Source organism: Paraglaciecola sp. MB-3u-78, assembly GCF_002835935.1.
Taxonomy (GTDB): domain Bacteria; phylum Pseudomonadota; class Gammaproteobacteria; order Enterobacterales; family Alteromonadaceae; genus Paraglaciecola.
Map to the genome: position 1 here is coordinate 242975 of NZ_PJCF01000013.1, position 20192 is coordinate 263166.

The 20192-nt window shown below is 41.4% G+C and carries 17 protein-coding genes and 1 pseudogene; 5 read left to right on the forward strand and 13 right to left on the reverse strand.

The annotated features are described in order from the left end of the window. The first annotated feature begins 38 nt into the window (after positions 1-38). Both CXF95_RS24960 and CXF95_RS24965 read left to right on the forward strand, forming a co-directional pair. Positions 39-1787, forward strand: coding sequence for an arylsulfatase (locus tag CXF95_RS24960; protein ID WP_101201197.1), 1749 nt, complete (start codon positions 39-41; stop codon positions 1785-1787). A 40-nt stretch (positions 1788-1827) separates the two neighbouring features. Next, positions 1828-2670 (forward strand): type 1 glutamine amidotransferase domain-containing protein, encoded by an 843-nt coding sequence (locus tag CXF95_RS24965; RefSeq protein ID WP_101201198.1) that lies wholly within the window; start codon positions 1828-1830, stop codon positions 2668-2670. A gap of 230 nt (positions 2671-2900) precedes the next feature. On the opposite strand, the gene CXF95_RS24970 is transcribed toward CXF95_RS24965, so the two are convergent. From CXF95_RS24970 to CXF95_RS24990, 4 genes are all read right to left on the reverse strand, one after another. Continuing rightward, a complete protein-coding gene (locus CXF95_RS24970; protein ID WP_101201199.1) occupies positions 2901-3968 on the reverse strand; it encodes an MBL fold metallo-hydrolase in 1068 nt (355 codons plus the stop codon). 180 nt (positions 3969-4148) lie between these two features. Beyond that, positions 4149-4751 (reverse strand): hypothetical protein, encoded by a 603-nt coding sequence (locus tag CXF95_RS24975; protein WP_101201200.1) that lies wholly within the window; start codon positions 4749-4751, stop codon positions 4149-4151. 713 nt (positions 4752-5464) lie between these two features. Then, positions 5465-6148, reverse strand: a complete 684-nt coding sequence (locus CXF95_RS24985) for a TonB-dependent receptor plug domain-containing protein (protein ID WP_101201202.1) — start codon at positions 6146-6148, stop codon at positions 5465-5467. A 325-nt stretch (positions 6149-6473) separates the two neighbouring features. Beyond that, positions 6474-7472: an AraC family transcriptional regulator gene (locus tag CXF95_RS24990; RefSeq protein ID WP_232788030.1), complete on the reverse strand. Its 999-nt coding sequence runs from the start codon at positions 7470-7472 to the stop codon at positions 6474-6476. A gap of 143 nt (positions 7473-7615) precedes the next feature. Between CXF95_RS24990 and CXF95_RS24995 the strand changes: the two genes are divergently transcribed. Next, positions 7616-9442, forward strand: a complete 1827-nt coding sequence (locus tag CXF95_RS24995; RefSeq protein ID WP_101201203.1) for an acyl-CoA dehydrogenase C-terminal domain-containing protein — start codon at positions 7616-7618, stop codon at positions 9440-9442. A gap of 215 nt (positions 9443-9657) precedes the next feature. Continuing rightward, on the forward strand, positions 9658-11010 hold the full coding sequence (locus CXF95_RS25000) for a DUF1254 domain-containing protein (RefSeq protein ID WP_101201204.1): 1353 nt from the start codon (positions 9658-9660) through the stop codon (positions 11008-11010). Positions 11011-11982: 972 nt separating this feature from the next. Here the strand turns inward: CXF95_RS25000 and CXF95_RS25010 are convergent. The 8 genes and pseudogenes from CXF95_RS25010 to ltrA all read right to left on the reverse strand — a co-directional run. Beyond that, positions 11983-12494 (reverse strand): annotated as a pseudogene (locus CXF95_RS25010) (transposase); the annotation flags it as partial. A gap of 208 nt (positions 12495-12702) precedes the next feature. Then, on the reverse strand, positions 12703-13098 hold the full coding sequence (locus CXF95_RS25015) for a DUF3465 domain-containing protein (RefSeq protein WP_101201205.1): 396 nt from the start codon (positions 13096-13098) through the stop codon (positions 12703-12705). 72 nt (positions 13099-13170) lie between these two features. After that, positions 13171-13458, reverse strand: a complete 288-nt coding sequence (locus tag CXF95_RS25020; protein ID WP_101201206.1) for a type II toxin-antitoxin system RelE/ParE family toxin — start codon at positions 13456-13458, stop codon at positions 13171-13173. Then, complete coding sequence (locus tag CXF95_RS25025) at positions 13455-13721, reverse strand: ribbon-helix-helix protein, CopG family (protein WP_101201207.1); 267 nt, start codon at positions 13719-13721, stop codon at positions 13455-13457. Before CXF95_RS25025 ends, CXF95_RS25020 begins: the two co-directional genes overlap by 4 nt. A 170-nt stretch (positions 13722-13891) precedes the next feature. Beyond that, on the reverse strand, positions 13892-14152 hold the full coding sequence (locus CXF95_RS25030; RefSeq protein ID WP_101201208.1) for a Txe/YoeB family addiction module toxin: 261 nt from the start codon (positions 14150-14152) through the stop codon (positions 13892-13894). Continuing rightward, on the reverse strand, positions 14145-14399 hold the full coding sequence (locus CXF95_RS25035) for a type II toxin-antitoxin system Phd/YefM family antitoxin (RefSeq protein WP_101201209.1): 255 nt from the start codon (positions 14397-14399) through the stop codon (positions 14145-14147). The genes CXF95_RS25030 and CXF95_RS25035 overlap by 8 nt, the downstream gene beginning before the upstream one ends. A 184-nt stretch (positions 14400-14583) precedes the next feature. Next, on the reverse strand, positions 14584-14937 hold the full coding sequence (locus CXF95_RS25040) for a hypothetical protein (protein WP_101201210.1): 354 nt from the start codon (positions 14935-14937) through the stop codon (positions 14584-14586). A gap of 131 nt (positions 14938-15068) precedes the next feature. After that, positions 15069-16268, reverse strand: a complete 1200-nt coding sequence (ltrA, locus tag CXF95_RS25045; RefSeq protein ID WP_198556697.1) for a group II intron reverse transcriptase/maturase — start codon at positions 16266-16268, stop codon at positions 15069-15071. 747 nt (positions 16269-17015) lie between these two features. Here ltrA and CXF95_RS25050 point away from each other — a divergent pair. After that, the gene (locus tag CXF95_RS25050; RefSeq protein WP_101201231.1) at positions 17016-17264 is read left to right on the forward strand and encodes a DUF2960 family protein; all 249 of its coding nucleotides are present in this window, start codon (positions 17016-17018) and stop codon (positions 17262-17264) included. Positions 17265-17467: 203 nt separating this feature from the next. On the opposite strand, the gene secA2 is transcribed toward CXF95_RS25050, so the two are convergent. Further along, a complete protein-coding gene (secA2, locus tag CXF95_RS25055) occupies positions 17468-19762 on the reverse strand; it encodes an accessory Sec system translocase SecA2 (RefSeq protein ID WP_101201212.1) in 2295 nt (764 codons plus the stop codon). Positions 19763-20192: the final 430 nt, after the last annotated feature.

Consider the following 20192-nt stretch of genomic DNA (forward strand, 5'->3'; position numbering starts at 1 on the left):
CTGTGGCTTGTTAAACATAAATTCATGGAGACAATAGTTTGAAACATTCTGTATTTAAGTCCGTATTGATAATGATTTTTCTCAGTAGTACCTACACAATGGCTGCTCAGCAAAAACCCAATGTATTAGTGGTTCTGTTAGATGATGTGGGCTTCATGGATTTTGGCAGTTATGGTGGAGATACAGCAACACCAAACATTGATAAATTGGCGCAACAAGGGGCCAAGTTTTCTCGATTTTATACGTCACCGCAATGCGCGCCAAGCCGTGCCATGTTGATGACGGGTAAAGACAACCATCAAGTAGGTATTGGTTCTATCATTGAATCCTTAGATCCAAAGCTAAGACAATATCCTGCATATAGCATGATATGGGAAGACGATACCAAAACTATGGCATCTCGATTAAAAGAGTCAGGCTATCAAACCTTTGTTAGTGGTAAGTGGGGTATAGGTGAGTCTGGCGCTAACTTACCCAGTAAATTTGGGTTTGATCGTTCTTTTGTTTTAGATGCAACTGGCGCTAGCAACTATGACCACCGGCCATATATTCCAATTAGTACAACCGCTAAGTGGTTTGAAGACGGTGAGCCTACCACGCTGCCTGATGATTTTTATTCCTCCCGTAATTTAGTCGATAAGCTGATTGGATATATTGATGATGCTGAAAGCGAACAGCCATTCTTCGCGTACTTGCCGTTTATGGCTATTCATATGCCGTTGCAGGTGCCTAAAGAATACATTGATAAGTACAACGGAGTGTTTGATCAAGGCTGGGATGTCGTGGCCAAACAGCGTTTGGAAAAAGCCATTGAATTAGAGCTTGTACCCGGTGGCACCAAACTAGCAAAATCATTAAAGACTAACCGCAAATGGGACCAATTAACTGAAGCAGAAAAGGTCTATTGGGCCCGTGCCATGCAAGTTAATGCGGGTATGTTAGAAGCGGCAGACTTTCATTTAGGTCGTTTGCTAAGTCAATTAGAAGCAAAGGGCAAATTAGAGAATACCATTGTGATAGTGACATCAGACAATGGGCCTGAAGGCAGTACCGTGGGTTTTGACAAGGGCTTACAAGGAATTGCGTTTAGTGCGTGGATGTCCATGCACGACTGGAGTACCGAATACGAGGATATGGGGGGTAGAAATGGCCTAACGACCATTGGGCCCGAATGGGCATCTGTGTCATCAGGGCCGTTTAGGCTGTTTAAATTTAATAGTTCAGAAGGTGGACAACGTGTTCCTCTGATTATTTCGGGATCAGGAATTATTAATCAAACTGATTTTCTTCAAGGTCGAGCTCATATGGTGGATATTTTGCCTACTGTTCTTGATGTGCTTGATATTCCATTCGATCAAGACGAATTATACGGCCGAAGCTTGATGCCATTAATTAACGAGCAGTCACAAGAAGTTTACGGAACCGATGAGTCTTACGCTATTGAGGTGGGTGGAAATGCATCTTTGTATCGAGGTGCTTGGAAAATCTCACGGGTTAATCCTCCTTCTGGAGATGGCCAGTGGCACTTATTTAATTTGGCGGTTGACGCAGGTGAAGCGAACGTTTTGGAGGATGAATACCCGGTACTGTTTCAAGAACTACTAAATGAATATTTAGCATATTCTACTGAGATGGAGATCATTCAGCCAGATCTTGATTCTAATGATAGAGATCAAGTGGTCAAAAATATCATTCGCAAGCAAGCAGGTCTCATAGGGCCATACCTCATTTTCATAGTGATTCTGATCGTGGGCTTTGTTTACCTGCGTCGTCGAAAAAAAAGTTAACTAACCGCAACACAATATTAGTAAATTTGAGGAAAGTTTGATGACCCTAAAAAAAGTAGGATTAATAATTACAGTTGTTTTGGCAGCCATTAGTATAGTTTATTGGGGGCTACCCAAAACCCTGAATTTAATAGGACTACATCCTCATTATGACATCCCAGCATACGACCTAAGCGGCAAGCGTGCTCTGATTGTAACCACTAGTCATGGTGTACTTAGTGAAGAGGTTGATGACAAAGATGCCAAAGCAACGGGGGTGTTTGGTTCAGAGTTAAGCATTCCATACTATTCTTTGTTGAATGCTGGTGTAGAGGTAGACATTGCATCAATTAAAGGGGGTAAAATTCCTATTGAACCTAACTCTATGGACTGGCCATTAGCGACTGCTGAAGATAAGCGTTTTAAACAAGACGCGGTTGCCTTGGCCAAAATTGCCCACTCTATCCCAATTAGTCAAATTGATGCCTCTCAATATGATGTTATTTTTATGTCTGGTGGCTGGGGGGCGGCCTATGATTTGGGGCGTTCTGCTGAATTAGCGGACGTTGTGACGAAAGCCAATGCCAAAGATGCAGTGATTGGTTCCGTCTGCCATGGTGCATTAGGTTTAATCAATGCCAAAGCAAAAGACGGTTCATCTTTGATTGCAGGGCGTAATGTAACCGGTGTAACCGATTTACAGATAAAACAGCTGGATATTGAAATGACACCTTTGCATCCAGAAACTGAGCTAAGAAAAGCCAATGCAAATTATGAAGCTAATTCGGCGTTCCTTGATATTTTTGCGACACACGTGGTGGTAGACGATAATTTAGTCACAGGTCAAAACCAAAATAGCAGTGCAGAAACTGTGCATCGCATTCTTGAAATTTTAAGCAAATAATTCCTAAACATATTCACATTTATCCGAGAGCATGCACTGGCAGCACAAGTTTATTGAGCTAATACCAATCACCATAAGTCTTGATTTTTAGAGCGGTTTCATGATGAGCCAGTTGAGAGATCAACTGGCTTTTTATTTTTAAGATAAGCACTTTAGTTTTTAAAGTAATGACTATCCCCTATCCTTAAATACTGCAGTAATGTATTAGTGCAAACCAAACTTGAGACATCTTATAGCCAGTCATCTTCTAATATTTCATCGCTATTGGCAGGTAAAGTGATCACGCTGCCATCTACACCTAATGTAATGGGGCCTTGATAGGCATCATCCGTCCCTTTTAGGAATAGTGCCTCCATTCCGGGGGCAGGCAGAGCTGGAATAATGTGGTAATACATTAAGTGTCGGGCGTTAGCCGCTGCAGCGACTTGTGCCGCTTCAACAGGTGAGGTGTGATAGTCCGGAATATCAAACATCACTTTTTCCAAGATGGGCATGTGTTTACTTTTTGCGGTAACTTGGATCAAATTGATTAATACGTTCGATAACGCTTCGTGTACCAATAGGTCAACATTCTTAGCTGCCATTTCGACATTTTTTGACTTGGTGGTATCGCCACTGATCACCGCTGTGCGTCCCTTGTATTCAAAGTGATATCCAACAGCAGGGTAAACGGGTTTATGATCCACTGAAAATGCTTTTACGGTTAATCCATTTTTATTAAAAACTGTCACCATGACGCCTGGTTCGGGTGAAGGGAATTCTTTCGCGATTAAGCCGGCTCCAGATTTTGGGGCTACAAGGTCTGAATGGTGATCGTGGCGATATTGTGCATCTGCAGCGTAGGCTAAATTAAATCCTTCAACCACCTTTTTGGTGCCTGCTGGACCAATGACAGGTAATGGCGAAGTATTTGCGGCGTTAACCCAGCGCATCATTCCCAACTTGCCTAAACTATCAATATGGTCTGAGTGAAAGTGAGTTAATAACTGGGCGCTGATATTCCCCAGAGGGACTTGCATCTCTAGTAGGTTAGTGGTGCTGCCGGCCCCTGCATCTACCGTAACCAAAGTGTCTCCCGCAATGATCAGTACACAAGGGCCTGAGCGCACAGGATCGGGCAAGGGACTGCCAGCACCGCACAAAACAACGTGTAAACCATCTTCAAGTTCTGAAACTGAGTTCCCCCCTAAGCGTTGCTCAACTACAACTTCTGCGATTTTGTATCCCATGTCTGAAGGGCTGCAACCGCTCATTATGTTGGCAGAAAAGAGTGCTACTGCGTACTTAACCAGTTTCATGATGGAGGTTTCCTCTGTTGGTTAGCTTTACCTTGATGTTTATAAAAATACATTAGCATGCCGCATGACAATTTAAACGAAACGTACAAAAAAATAAAAGCACGTATGTGAATTAAGGGCGCAGTAGAAAGTCGTTTTTTATAATCGCCTGCATACAAACTGATACAGGGCGGAGCATATTTATTCGAACTGTTTGACCAGACAGTTTACCTGATATTGGAGAATATCCTGAGATTTTTGGGCGTTATAATTCAAGTTAAGTCTGAGATTAATCCATGTGATGGTACTGATTAAAGAGTTTAATGCTGCAAAGGTTATGTCATCTTCGAGAATGGGATTCGGCAAGATTGTTTGCAGTGACGCCCTTTCCAACTCAAATATGCGTTCATATGTTGCTCTTAGATATTCAGAGCGAAAACGTCGCAGACTCAGACTGACTCGCATAGGAAATATTTTTTCATAGATTTCGCAGCGGTTTCGAACAAGTTCATTTAATTGTTCTCGCCAGGTTGTTGTTTTATATGGCTTTAGATATATAGGCAGGACCTGATTCTCTACATCTGAAGCGATTTCGCGACTCAAGCTATCCATATCATCAATATTTCGAAAAACAGTGCGTATACTTAATTGGGTTTTCTCTGCAATATCCGTAGCTCGGGGGGAATAGTTACCCGAATAGATAAGGTCATGTATGGCTGCTTTAATCATTTCTCGACTACGAATACTACGTAAACGTCGGCCATCGCTTTTAGTGTCAGAGTTAAAGCGCGATGTATCGTTCATAAAACCAAACTCCAAATAACCAATTTAAACTCACGCTCAGTTGCCCAAGGGCAGGTCCAAAACTGATGGTATTATATTATGTATTGGCATATTTAATGCCGATATATGTTATGAAATATTTTACAATTCGAGTGTTGTAACTCAGAAGATTTCGCAGAATAGCATAAGCATTTAATAATTGGGAGTTCGCCTTGTAAATAGCTGTAACTATACTCATCTCAACTTATGTATTTGCCTCCTGTGCCTATGCAGGCAATGCCAAAGCGGATCGCGCTGCAAAAAAACATACAAATGAATGTTTCCCAAGCTTATTTAAGGAGACCGAGAAGCCAATGAATAAAACAGGAAGTGTGACACCTGGATCCTCCTGTCTTATTCTTCTATTTTGCAGCGTCTTAGCAATATTATCTATTGGTCGTTAAAATCGGATTTTAACGGTAATGCCATACGTAGCAGGTTCACTATAAAAGCTAAGCAATTTCGCTGATTGTAATGGGGCTGCATAAGATATTAGCCCCTGATTATCTTTGTCAGTGATATTACGTCCCCATAAGATGATATCAGTATCATATTCTTCAAAGCTGAAGTATATGCGAGCGTTTATTTTACCGTACCCGTCAGCCTTTGAGATAGGGTCGTTTGCAGCTTCAGTATACATTGAGCCCAAATAATTATATTCGATCATGGCATAAGAATAAACGTCATCACTTATCTTAAATGCTTGCTGAAGACCTAATATAACCATCTCGATCAGAAGAGAATGCGGTGACTCGAAATGCTAACTCATCCTCAATTGCCGAAAACGACTTTGCAAAGGAAACGTTTTTTAAGCCATAATTACCTAAAGTAGCTTCAATAAAACCATCATTGCCATCATGGCTAGGCGCAACATTACGGATGTGTATGGCACCTGACGGAGTGTTTTTTCCAAACAAAGTACCTTGAGGGCCACGCAATACTTCAACCACTTCAACATCAACGAAATTGTTGATCATTGAGCTTTGGCGGGCTCGATAAACACCATCAACGTAGATACCAACTGATGATTCTAAACCAAAGTTTTGTGATGAGGTGCCAACACCACGAATAGAAAACTGAGGGGTGGTTGAGCTTTGTGATTGAGAAATTGTCAGAGAAGGCACCGAGGCTTGTAAATCAAACATATCTTTGATGGCTGCTTCTGCTAAAGCATTTCCCGATATGGCGGTTACGGCAATTGGAACATTCTGCAGGTTTTGGCTACGCTTTTGCGCGGTCACCATGATTATCTCTAAGCCAGTATCTTCTTTTTTTATTACACCGTCATTTTGTTCCTGAGCGACTATATGAGTACTGAGTATCAGGGACACTGACGCTGCTATATAGCCCTTTTTCAATCCTCTGTTGGAATTATTCATCTACAGACCTCATTGCTATAATTATATTGGCATACACTATGTCAGATGACATGCACCATGCCAATATAATTAGTTGCAAAACTAACAAGTAATTAACATTCATTGAGAAAATGAGCTGTGAAAATTAATAATTTATATACCATTGAGGTAGAAGCTTTCCAGATAGCCCCGATAAGTTTATTTAGCTAAGAGATTTAGAGCTAGACAATAGAAGCTGATAGCTCGAGCAACAGTTCACAAGCGCTGAGTCCTCGTACAAAGGCCGAGACCTATGTATGTTAGAACCACTATTTATATTTAAACCTATGATTGAAGTTAAGAAGATCTAAGATTGTCGATATAAAGCTTCATTACGCACTTCTGTTGGGATTTTCTTAGACCAACGTTTAAAAGATCTCCGGAAGTTTGCTGCATCACTGAAGCCCAATAGTGCCGATATTTCATTAATGGTTAGTTGTGTACCCGTTAAATATTCGTGAGCAAGTTTATTCCTAACTTGATCGAGTAATTGTTGGAACTTATAACCTTCTTTAGCTAAGCGGCGCTGAAGAGTGCTTTCGCTCATGTGTAATTGATTTGCAACACGCATACTCGTTGGAAATTCTGTCCCTGACAATAAGAGCACTTCTTGAACTCGCTCACTTACCATGCCTCTGTGAGTATCTTTGGATAATAATCTATCGCACTGCCGTCGAAAAATGTCTCTCGCAACTGGGTTCGCGGTTGCAATACCCAAATCTAAACCTGCTTCATCAAAACTCAACACACTTCTATTGCTGCTAAATTTTACCTTTGAACCAAATAATTGTTGATAAGGAACTTTGTCGTATGGTGCATCATAATCAAATTCTACATGTATTGATGTTCTGCCTTTTGGGATCAGAGTATCTCCGCTTCGCATGATGGCAGCATAAAGAAGCTCTATGTAGAACCGTCTCAAATTATCAGGTAAATGAGGTGCTTTAATTAGTACTTCAACACGACTTTCCCGTGACAATACTTTCACGTCTAAGCTGGGTAATAACGCTCTGTTATATCGCACCATCAACTTAAGTGCATCACCGATAGTGGTGCTGGTGATGATTGCATATCCAAAAATGCCTTGAGATGGAATATCCATACTCGAACCAACCAATAAACCAAGTTGAAGATCTTGGCTCATTTCAATCCCATTTGTTGAGATCGTATCGAGTTGTTGAGCAGTCAAATTTAACTCTTTTTCTAGATCCGCTTCCTTAATGCCTGAATGATTGAGGAGGCGATTTACATCTAGTCGTCGTGCTTTTAACACTTTAATTAATGTTTTTAGATAAAATGAATGCATTTCTTTGATTAGACAACAATAGTAGTAGGTTGATGGTATTTGACACTCTGATTGAAGGTATTTAACCCTACATTTAAACATTGGTCAACTATAATCGTTCTCGATTTATTTTGTAAGCTAACGAACACAGTAGGGTAAACAGTATGCCAATGTATAAAGCACCTTTAAGAGATATTAAATTTTTAATGAGAGATGTATTAGATTATTTTCCTCATTATGAATCGTTAGAAAATGGGTCAGATGCTACCCCAGACATGGTTAACGCTATTTTAGAGGGTATCGCCACCCTAAGTGAAGAAGTCTTGGCACCACTAAATTTATCTGGTGACAAAGAAGGCTGTTATTTTAATGATGGTGCGGTGACTACACCCAAAGGTTTTAAAAAAGCCTATAAAGAATATATTGCTGGTGGTTGGCAAGGTTTATCTTTCCCTGAAGAGTATGGTGGTCAAAATCTACCCACGTCGATAAACCTAATCAAAGCAGAGATCACTGGCAGTGCAAACTGGTCTTTTTCGATGTACCCAGGGCTGAGCATGGGTTGCATCAATACTGTATTAGAATACGGCTCTGACCTACAGAAAAAACAATTTATGATACCGTTGGTCAGTGGTCAGTGGAGTGGCACCATGTGTCTGACTGAACCACAATGTGGAACAGATCTCGCGCAAGTGAAAACAAAAGCCGAACTCAATCAAGAAGATGGAAGTTACCGATTAACGGGTACCAAAATATTTATTTCGGCTGGTGAACATGATTTAACGGAAAATATTATCCATATTGTTTTAGCTCGCATTCCTGATGCACCGAAAGGAACCAGAGGTATTTCATTATTCATCGTTCCAAAGGTGAATATTGACAATGATGGTCAGTTAACCGATAGGAATTCTGTATATTGCGGTTCAATAGAACACAAGATGGGAATTCGAGCTTCATCAACAGCGGTGTTAAATTTTGATAGCGCTACTGGATACTTAATCGGTAAAGAGAATGAAGGCTTAGAAGCGATGTTCACTTTTATGAACACTGCTAGGATCGGCACAGCACTTCAGGGGATTTGTCATGCTGAAGCATCATTTCAAGGTTCACTCGCTTATGCCAAAGAACGCCAATCTATGCGTGCGTTATCGGGCAAAAAACAACCAGACGCCGTTGCCGATGCGATTATCTGGCACCCAGACGTTCGTAAGATGTTATTAACTCAACGTGCCATTGCTGAAGGTGGTAGAGCGATGATTTTTCATGCTGCAAAAATTGCTGATAAAATGTTTAATGCGACTGTTGCTGGTGATACTAAAAAGCAGAAAGCCTATGATGATGAGTTGGGATTTTATACACCAATCCTGAAAGGTTTTATCACTGAATTAGGATTAGAGTCTGCAAACTTAGGCATGCAAGTGTTGGGTGGACATGGTTATATTCATGAGCATGGAATGGAACAAATCGCTCGTGACGCTAGAATAGCCACGCTCTACGAGGGCACAACGGGTATACAAAGCTTAGATTTATTAGGGCGTAAAGTGTTGATGTCAAACAAAGGACAATCCATTCGTGACTTTAGCAAAGTGATATTTTCATTCGCTAAACCCCATTTATTATCACGGGGCCCAGTTGGTAGTATGGCTCGCACTTTATGTAAGCGTGCAGTTGAGTGGAACATCATGACCCTGCGTATTATGTTAGGCGCGGCGAAAGACCGTGAGTTGGTCGGGTCGGCCTCAGTTGATTATCTCATGTACTCTGGTTATGTGATGATGGGTTATTTTTGGGCTTTACAAGCTGAAAAATCAGCGGCATTAATTAAAAGTGGCAAAGGCGAAGAATCGAATGATTTCTACACATCAAAAATTCAAACGGCAGAATTTTACTTTGATCGTTTACTGCCAAGAGCATCTGCCCATAAACAATCTGCGGTGTCTTCGACAAAATCATTGATGCAAATGGACAACGAGCATTTTAACTTTCTGTAAACTCACTTTTATTAATTGCAAAGGGATGAATAATTCTTACATCATAGGACGATAAATCGACACACATTAGCCATGTAATACCAATCCGTATAATATAAAGTTCATGGCTAATGTGTCTGATAAAGTACTGAAAAATCGAGCAACACGACTCTTTCGTGGCTCTAACTCGGCAATACATTGCTTTCAAGTATTGAAACAATAACACGGAGGATTTCATGAAGAAGTTAGTTTTGGGCCTTGTTATAGTTGTTGCGATTTTAGCAGCAGGTTTAATTATTTTAAAAGAGATTAAAGTAGGGTCCCAAACCTATCTTTATGGGTACCCCCTGCTTGTTATGGAAAAAAGCAGACTCGCGATGCAAGGAGTTGATGGTTTTAGAAATAAATTTCACCATAAACACAATTTGCCTGATCATTCTTTTAGAACCGTTGTGCGTCCAAATAATGATACTTTGTATAGTATCGCATGGCTGGATCTAGCCAATGAAGGACAAGTCTTATCCGTGCCAGATATGGGGGAACGATATTACGTCATGCCTTTTATGGATGCATGGACAAATGTTTTTGCAAGTGTAGGTACCCGTGAAACAGGCATAAAAAAAGGCGATTATTTGATTACAGGCCCCAACTGGCAAGGCGATGTGCCTGATGGGTTACCCCAAATTAAAGCACCTACCAATATGGTGTGGCTAATTGGTCGTATTCAGATTAATGGTGACCTTGATATAGCAGAGGTCAGTGCCATTCAAAAGAGCTTCAAATTAGCCAGCCAAACTCAGTGGTTAGCGGGTGAAATACAACCATTCTATACATCAGATACGCATAAGCTCGATCAAAGTATCTCCCCTAATAAGCAGGTTGAAGCAATGACCAGCACAGAATTTTTCACGGAATTGTCCAGGCTGCTTAAAACCCAAGCCACCTTAAGGGGCGATGAATTGATTTTGGAAACATTAGCCCATGTGGGGGTGGTTCCAGGTCAGGATTTTAACAAAGAAAATCATGGCTGGCTAAAAACAAAACTATACAATTTTATTTTCAAGGTAACGAAGAAAAAACTCATTGAAAAGTTAGAAAACGGCCGTTCAAAAGAAAATGGTTGGAATATTACACGGGATTTAATCGGCAATTATGGAACAAACTATAAATTTCGGGCGGCCGTGACTAAAGTTGGACTTGGCGCATTGCCACCAGATGAGGCCATTTACGCAAGTGCATCGGTGGACTATAAAGGACAAAGACTGTCAGGAGCGCATCAGTATATAATTCATTTCCCGGTCGGACAAATGCCGCCTGTTAAGGCTTTTTGGTCAATCACAATGTATGATGAAGATGGCTTTGTAGTGGAAAGTGCTATCAATCGTTACCTCATTGGTAACCGGGACTCGCTAAACTTTAATGATGATGGATCATTGGATATCGTTATTCAATATGCACCGCCAGAAAAGGATACTGAAAACTGGCTACCAACCCCGAAAGGGACATTTACCCTTATTATGCGGTTATACCTGCCCAAAAAGCGTATTCTGAATGGCAGTTGGGAAATGCCTCCTTTAGTTCGGGAATAATACAGGCCTATCTAAAGTGTTAGCAAAGGTGGTGTACTTCTACCTTAAAGCTGGGTGTTGTTTTTGTTGTATTTAAGAATGACTGTCTACTTTATTGTTCCGGAGATAAATGCTGCCCACTTTGCCGAAAAGGTCAGTTTACAAATGCCAATGATTGGAAAAATAATCAAAACACTCGTCTTCATAAATCACAACAGCAATATCATGATATGTGGTCAGGACATTGCAAGATTGCAATGTAAAGTATCAAAAATAAGTATGCAAAAGCGCCCTATTCTGAAAGAAGGCTTATATCAAGATTAAAAAATTTAACAAGCCTATGCATTTTGCTCACATAACTTAGACACCCAGAGTAATAAAGTACGCAACCCCATCCCAGCTTCAAGGTGGTGCACTTCTACCTTGAAGCTGGGATGGGAGTATTCCTTAGCTATAGGTGTCAACGTAATTAAAAATGGCGAACGCGCAAGCTTAAGGATGATGGTGATTTTCGGTTATTGCCTGAATTAGATTTACCAAACAATCTGAGTCGGGAGCACGAAGAATATAAGGACAGCCGTCCTAAATAATATGTACCTTCCTCTTTATCACCCAATTTTATCTAGATTGTTGTTTTTATATTCCGTTTTTTCTGAGCTCATGTTGCTCTCTGTTAAAGGGGCAAGCAGAATATGGATCTTTTAAGATGATTACTTTTCCATTGTTGCGTTATTTTTTGGTATTAGGTAAAGTTTTTGTAAATCCAGAATACTGTATATGTTTCAGCTTTATAGTGAAGCCTAGTTGCCAATCATTGTTATTATAGGATGTTGATATGCGTATTTTGGGGTGTTTTAAGTTTGCTATTATTATATTTTCCTTTTTGTTGTTGAGCTGTGGTGGATCAAGCAATGTAGTGTTTGATAATGTATGGGCAACGCCATTGAGTACAAATTGTGAAGGTAGCTTTGAATGTGTGTAAGGCTGAATTGTTCAGGCGTGTTGAAGTAAGTTTCTGGCCTTTGCCATCCCTCGTATACGTTGATGGTTTGTGTGCTGTTTGAATTGTTGTAGCATGTGCTCACTGCCAACGGCAGTGCTGAAGTGTTGTTCAAATTCTGTGGTCAAGGTTAACCATTGCTCAGTATCCTAGGCCAAGGCGATCTAGTATAGGGCTGTGGTGATGCTCTATGTAACCCGCTTTATCCTCTCGAATACAGCGCCCTGTGCAATCCACTAATTCACAATAGTCAATCAAGCTGTAAGCAATGCCTTTAGGCATGTCTTGTCTGTGATTGCCTACAAAACGCATCAAGTTTTTAGGTTGTTCGCCTTTGATGAGGGCCTGAATACGGTTTTGAATACTGGTGTGTTTTGACGTTTCAGGTGTGACCTCCATTTTGGCGCGAATAGGATTTAAGTCCACATAGGCCATACAGGCTAATACCGCACTTTCATCCCTCCTTGCCGTAAAAGCAGGCTTGAGATTTGAATCGGCCTTCCCACTAATTTATCGGGAATAAATTAGAACAGCTTTAGCTGGCCCGTAGGGTGAGCGCCAGGGATGGCAGCGAATAAAACCTGCCAGTGCATAACGGCTGTTTTGCTACTTTTTGAAAATGGGTGTCTTCTTTATTTTGCAGGTTAAAATGTGAAGCGAAGCGGAACCTAACCAAATGTTAAAAGTCCTGCTTTAATGGCTTGTTTATAAAGCTATTGGTAAATACTACCTTTATGCTTTAACCAACCGCTAATATGGTGACCATTTGGGTCTATATGAGTCCAATGAACTACGCCACCTTTTTTATTCCATTCATATTCACCATAAAATTGAACTGTATCACCTTTTGAAATCGAGTTAACTCTTGGGGCAAGATCAATATTATGTGCGATTAAGATAGTGTTACCAGAGCTTAACTTAAGGATGAATTTTTGATGACGTGAACCTTGATTATCATCGCTTAATATACGAATAACTTTGCCAGAGCCTTTAACTTGAACATTACTTTTATGATTTTTATAAGTTTCATTAAGAGATGTAGCATTTGCAAAATTTGACCACTGTAAAAAAGTGAAGCCTACTAAAATCAATATTAACAGTTTACGCATACACCAAACCTTCCCTAGCTCTAACGCCCCGCTAAATTGCGCTGCCTTTTTGGCGTCAATTTGAGCGGTTTGTTATAAATTTTTATCATTCTCTTTTCCGTGCCAAATTCTTAAAATATAAATGACCTCATCGGTAATTAAATAGCGAACCGTATATTGACCTAAATAGAGATCACGAATTCTCTCTGGGTCAGAAGCTTTTAAAACGGGTAAGCCAATTTGAGAGAATTGTTTAAGTTTATGAACGCCCTCTTGAAGGTCTATGGCAACTCTACGAGCAGCAAATGGATTCTTATTTTCTATGAATTCAACAACCCGCTGAAGGTCTTCAATCGATTCTGGTGAGTATTTGACCTTCATGGTTTAGGAGAAGAGGTTCTCGCGCCAGTACCCCAGCTATTAAGCCAAGCGTTAACGTCTGCTTCGTCTATAGACTGACCTGATTTTATAGATTCTAGAGCCTCAAGCGTATCTTGCCATCTAGTATCTTCAAGTGATTGTTTTACCAAAAACTCCTTGACCGCCTGATTTATAAGGTAATTTTTGCTCCTATCGAGCTTTTTCGCGAGAAAATCTAGAGGCTTATCTACATCGTCATTAAGCCGAACACTTGTAATACTCATATTCTTATCCAATTGTAGCTACTTGTACTACATCTTAGTACAAAGGTAAGTGATGGGCTAAATAAATTTATAACGCTTTGCTAAGAGGAAAATATTGGTTGGCTATAATCGCTAAGCGATTGCCAACTGTCATTTTTCCTTTTAAGCAATTTATTAGCTGCTGATTATAATTAATAATGATAGCGGCAGGATATAACTGTTATATGACTATCATTAACCGCATATACTAGACGATTTGATTCATCCACACGTCTAGACCAAAAACCTGATAAATTTTCTTTGAGAGACTCAGGTTTTCCGATCCCCTCAAATGGAGAACGCTTAGTATCTGTAATTAATTTATTAATTCTTTTAAGCGTTTTTTTATCTTGTCCTTGCCAATATACGTAATCGGCCCATGCATCATTAGTCCAAGCTAACAACCTAGTCATTTATTATTTCTCGCTCAATCACTTGAGCGGATTTAAATTGCTCAATAGAACGGCTTAAGTGAACTGCGTTAGCAGGTGACTTTAATAAATGAACAGTTTCCATCAAGCTATTGTAATGATCCATAGACATAACAACAGCATCTTCAGAATCTCTACGTGTAATTACCGTATAATCAGCGTCGTTTACGACATGATCAAGTACAGATTTAAGTCCATTTCTTGCTTCAGTAAAAGATACGATTCTCATATTATTCTCTTTTCTTAGTTGTACAGTTAATAAGATAAGTGTAACTAAAAAGAACGACATGTACAATATAATGCACATGTTAATTTAAAGCATAACGCCCCACTAATAAGTGAACCAAATGCTGGCTGGGGATTTGCTCCGCAAATGGCATGTCACTGTTTGTGAATCTTAATTTAGTGGCTTGTTATGTATCAATTTCACTACACTCACGAGCAAGGTATGATCTGATCTGTGCCAATACCGAAGCAGTTTGTTTGTAGTGAATATTAAAAACGTAACCGTTCTTTAGCTGAATTGTTGCTTTATTTTGGCCTATTTTGTAAGACACTACACTCACCCCTCCATCTACCTCATTACCGTCAAACCATTCAGCTTGAAGAATACAAAAATCAAATTCATAATTGGAGGAAAAACAAAGATATCGGTGCGTGAGGTTGAATGGATCTTCATCTTCACCTTCGGCAAATAATACCTGAATAATGTCACCGCCAATAGCCTCTCCATAATCCACTATCGTTGCTTCAAATTCGATATTCATCGATATCCCCTGATACAGTCATAGTAGGAACTTCATTCACACAAAGCCCCCATACAGATCCGGACGTGCGGTTTTCCCGCATCCGGCTCCTCGGTTGTACTCGCTTTCGCAGTGCAAAACATCCTTCATACTTACCACCATACCTTTATCCTTTTTGACGACGCCTTACATACGGGCTTAACAAGATCCCGATACGCTATTACACGCTTTAATCTTGCCCACGTCATACTCTTACGACCACTGCGTCGGTTCAACCACTTATATAGCTTTCCCACTGCGTGAAAGTACACACTAAACAAATCATCTAGATTACCTACCGCTCCGAAGTAATTGTAATGCCCTCGTAGCTTTTGTGTCAGCTTATCTATTAAAATCGGCGTTCTCTTATGCCGATTCTTCTTAATGTACTCGCTTAGTTTGCTCTTAGTAGATTGTAATCTATCACGTGATGTTCGTCTAAATAAGCGGGCATTACCCGTCTTATCATCGTCCCAATAAAACTCGAAACTCAAGAACGTAAAACTGTTCTTGAGGCTAGGCTTAAAACGACTAAAGCGAAGGCAATTTGTCTTCTGCGGCGTGACTTGCAGATTATACTTTTCAAGCCGCTTAGGTAACACATCGTAGAATCGTTCTGCATCCCTTGAGTATTGAAAAGCACAAACAAAGTCATCCGCGTAACGACATAGAATAGCCTCTCCTTCACAGTGAGGTTTCACCACATGCTCAAACCACTCATCGATAACATAGTGTAAATATATATTCGCCAAAATCGGGGAAATACTACCACCTTGTGGCGTTCCTTCTTCTGGGTATTGTATTTCACCGTCTTCTTCGAGTATGCCTGCTTTTAACCACTTGGAAATTAAACGCAAGAAGCGCTTATCATCCACACGCAGCGCTATAAACTCAAGCAACACATCATGATCGATATGATTGAAGAAGCCTTTAATATCCGCTTCAACTACATAACCGAAACGACAAAATTGCATTCTGACGTTAAGGTCATCTGCGCATTGTCGTGCTCCACGCTTTGGTCGATAGCCGTAGCTGAAGTCATGAAAGTCTTGTTCGTAAATAGCACTGAGTAAGTCTGACCCAGCGGTTTGCAGCAGTTTGTCTTCGAGCACGGGCAGTCCCAATGGTCGCGTTTTTCCTGTGGATTTTGGTATGTGTTTCCGTTTCACCAACCGTGCTTTGTAGCTTTGTCTCTTTAAACGGCCTATAAGATCCTCTGCATTTTCATCAAAGTGTTTTTGATAATCTTGATAGGTAACATTATCGACCCCGCTCGCCGCCTTTTTATTCATTTTACTGAATGTATAGCGCAAATGGGTTTCGTTTAAACAGCGAAACAAATCGCGAAAGCGATGTGTTGGTTGTTGTTTTGCTTTTCTGGCTATTACTCTCAGTGCGGGTAGCTCATAATATTCCCAATCTTCCGCGTCGGGGATGAGTGTCCTCTGAGAGCTACGGTTTATGGCATTTCATCTATTTTGGTCATGTTGCCTTCTCCTTCACCCAACAAGGTCAGCACGCTTAAGTGTGGATTTCGCAGCTCAATACTCGGCCTATGGCTTCCCCTGTCAACGCTTAACTCGACACCTTACGGTGCAAAGCCCATGACTCGGGGTCTTGGCGGTGTGCTTACCTTACCAAGTAGAGGACTTGCACCCGGGGCGGCCTCCGCTCCGTTCTTCTACCAATTTATCTCGGCGCACTGGGTGACTTGTTAATTGTTTCAAATGTTGTAACGGGGCACTGGATTTCTGCCTAAGCTCCCTTGTGGCGCGTTTCAATTCCACAACGGAGTTGCCTCAACTACGGCGTTATTTGTTTTGGACACAGGGCCATAATGGCGTGGAACTATGCCTCAACACAAATGCCTTGTATTTGACGATTTGAATTCCCGCTGAACTGTGCTTTTTGAGGTCACTTGGGTATATAAGGGCGTTGCTTAGTTAATGGGGCTCTACGCGATAATACTTTTTGTTAAGCTTATTGAATAAGCACCGCTATTTGAGTTTATAATGGCGGTCAAATAGTTTTCGCAATTGATGGACCTACGTGAGTATAAAATGACCCATAAAGTACGTTATAAGTTTAATGGTGTGGCAAAGGAAATGAGTTTTTCTTACAGCCGCTATCGCAATATGCATGAGGCAGTGGCCGATGCTGAAGGACTAGACCTTACCCACTTTTTGCAAACTGAGCAGCGAGTGGCCTCAATCAGTAAAGGCAAAGCTACCGTAAGAAATTTTAGAGATGCCGAATTTGTAAAAATGGGTTTTACTGAATTATACTTCTTAAAAAATGGCCAAGAATGATAGTCGTTTTTGGTCATGCACTCAATAGTATCGTGAGCAGTAGCGGTGCTGCAGTTAAGATTATAGCAAGCATCAACAAATCGACAGGTAGCCGATTGGCACAGCATTGGCTGGCCTAAGGCTTAGACACAGGGATGTGCCTAATGCACATCCCTTGCTGATCCAAAAAATACTGATCCCGCAGGTCTTCTGGTCACAGGCATTTAACGCCTAAACCCAAGCTCCTTCATCTTCTGCCGAATCTTGCTAGCAAATCGACTGTTCATGCCATCAAAAGGATTATCAACAACCACGTAAGAAGAAGTTGATTTGGTCATGTCGAACAATTCACTATCCGGGTCTATGCCATTTTCGTCAATGACCACACTGTTAAAAGTGTCGACTACAGCGTCTTTTAGCTCACCCATTAAGTGATCAAAAACCTCATGAGCTTGACGGATAAATACATGATAGGGTTCGCTACCGCCAAACATTGAGTTGGTACCCGTGGCCCCAAGCAAATGTATGCCTTCTTTGATGTATTCGATTTCAGACAGGTATTCTACCCAGACTTTGTCTAGGCTATACAGCACCACGATGATTAACGCCTCAGTGCGTTTTTCGCTGCTGATATTGCTTTGGTTAATGAGTGCCTGCCAGCGTTCGTCGACATCTTCAATGAATGATTCAACCCCGTTTTGATTCAGAATATCTTCTCTTAGTTTTTGAAAACCCCGGCGCTGTTGCTCTATCACTTCGCTGTATTTGTACAAGACTTTACGCCGCTCTAAATTAGCGCCTTCAATCACTCTTTGCGCATGGGCTATTTTTTTACCAAGACCCACTTTTGACTTCAGCTCTCCCTGCTCTGCCGTTATCGAACCAAATTCGTCTTCAGTGAAATGGTTGAACAGTTTGTCGGTGAGACTGACAAAATACTGTGACGACCCCGGGTCACCCTGTCTTGCCGCCCTGCCCCGCAATTGGTCGTCTATGCGTCTTGATTCAAAACGGCTGGTGCCGATCATGTGCAGACCACCAACGTCTTTAACACCCGTACCCAACAATATATCAGTGCCCCTGCCTGCCAAGTTGGTGCAGATGGTAACAGCACCCAAAGCACCTGCCCCGGCGATAATATGGGCTTCGTTTTCGTCATTGTTTGCGTTAAGCAATTGGCAAGTAATGCCGCTTTCGACCAGTAAGGAGTGTAATCTTTCTGATTCGCGAATGTTCGGTGTGCCCACCAAAATGGGCTGACCGGTTTGATGAATGGCTGCTATCTCTTTGCATATGGCAGCGTCTTTGGCTTGGCTGTCGACAAATACTCGATCAGGTTTGTCGATGCGAATACAAGGCTTGCGAGGTGGAATAACGCAAGTCCTTAAATGGTATAACTGGTGCAATTCATCGGCGGCCAGCACTGCGGTGCCTGTCATACCGCTGACTTTGTTGAACAGGCTCATTAGCTGTTGCAAGGTGATGGAACCGAGCGTTTGCCCTTCCTTTTTAACCGCTAACCCTTCTTTGGCGTCTAGTGCCGACTGCATACCGTCTGGCCAGCGGCGGTTTTCGGCGATGCGTCCTGTGAATTCGTCAATCAGCTTAATGCCGTTGTTTTTCACAATGTAATCGATGTCGGGGATCAGTAACGCTTGCGCATGTAGCGCCAAGTTCACGCTGGTTAACAGCGGCAAGTGTTCTACGTCATAGAGGTTTTCACAGCCGAATAACGTTTCAATTTTGTGCGTACCAATGTCGGTTAAATACACGTTTGAGTGATGTTTATCGGTGTCGTAATCAACGGGTTTAACCAAAGCTTGCACGGCTTTGCTGACGGTATTTAGATGTTCGTTAGGCTGATGCACATCGCCAGAGATCACCAAAGGTATACGCGCCTCATCAACCAGAATAGAATCGGCCTCATCGACAATTGCTACATCGAGTTTTGACAATACGGTTTGATGCGAATAAAGGCAGAGTTGGTCGCGTAAAAAGTCAAACCCCACTTCTCGTGCGGTGGCATAGATGATGTCGCACTGGTAAGCCTGCCTTCTTTGTTCGCCAGGCATATCAGCCTGAATAATCCCAACACTTAGACCGAAGAACTCATAAAGAGGCAGTAAAAGGTCGCTGTCGCGTTTCGCCAAATAGTCGTTAAAGGTGAGCAAGTAGACTTTACGCTCGGCTAATGCATTGGCGATATTCGGTGCTGCCGCGGCAAGGGTTTTGCCTTCACCAGTTTTCATGTCGGTGACGAAACCTTCGAATAAAGCCAACCCCGCCAGTATTTGGCTGTCGAACGGCCTCATACCCAGCAGTCGGTGTGATGCTTCTATCACCACGGCGAAAACTTTAGCTTGAGTGTCTAATTCTGGTATCTTTTCTTTGAGATCTTCGATGGAAAGTGATTTTAACGACTCACCCAGTGCGTGGATCTCAATTAACGTTTTATGAAAGGTTTTGAGGTTGGTTTTAACCGACGATTTTTGCAGTTTTGCCATTATCCGTTTTAACATGCTTCCACCTTAAATGTTTACCCGTTGTTTATGTTGGTGGAGTTGGGGGGATTTCAAGGGTTTGGCAGTAAACGAATTAGGCAATCGTAGGGGCAATTCCCCGTGATTTCCCTGGTTTGGCAACCCATTAAAATATTAAAACTCATATAAAGGGCAGACACGGGGGTCAGCCCCTAAGTCGCCCAAAATAGAATCTAAGTAATGTTTTTGCAATTTTTTAGAATGGGTGTCTTTGTAATTTTTTTTTCTGTTTTTTTAGAGTGGGTGTCTTCTTTAGTTTATAGCGAACATCTGGATGGCGGTAAGCGCTAGCGCATGCTTTAACTCTGTATAAAAATTCAAAAGCACGCTTCGCGCCATCATCCTTGATGGTTTATGTCTCGAATCCCTTCGAACCAGTGACTTCTTTTCAACAGCCAAAAGAAGTAAC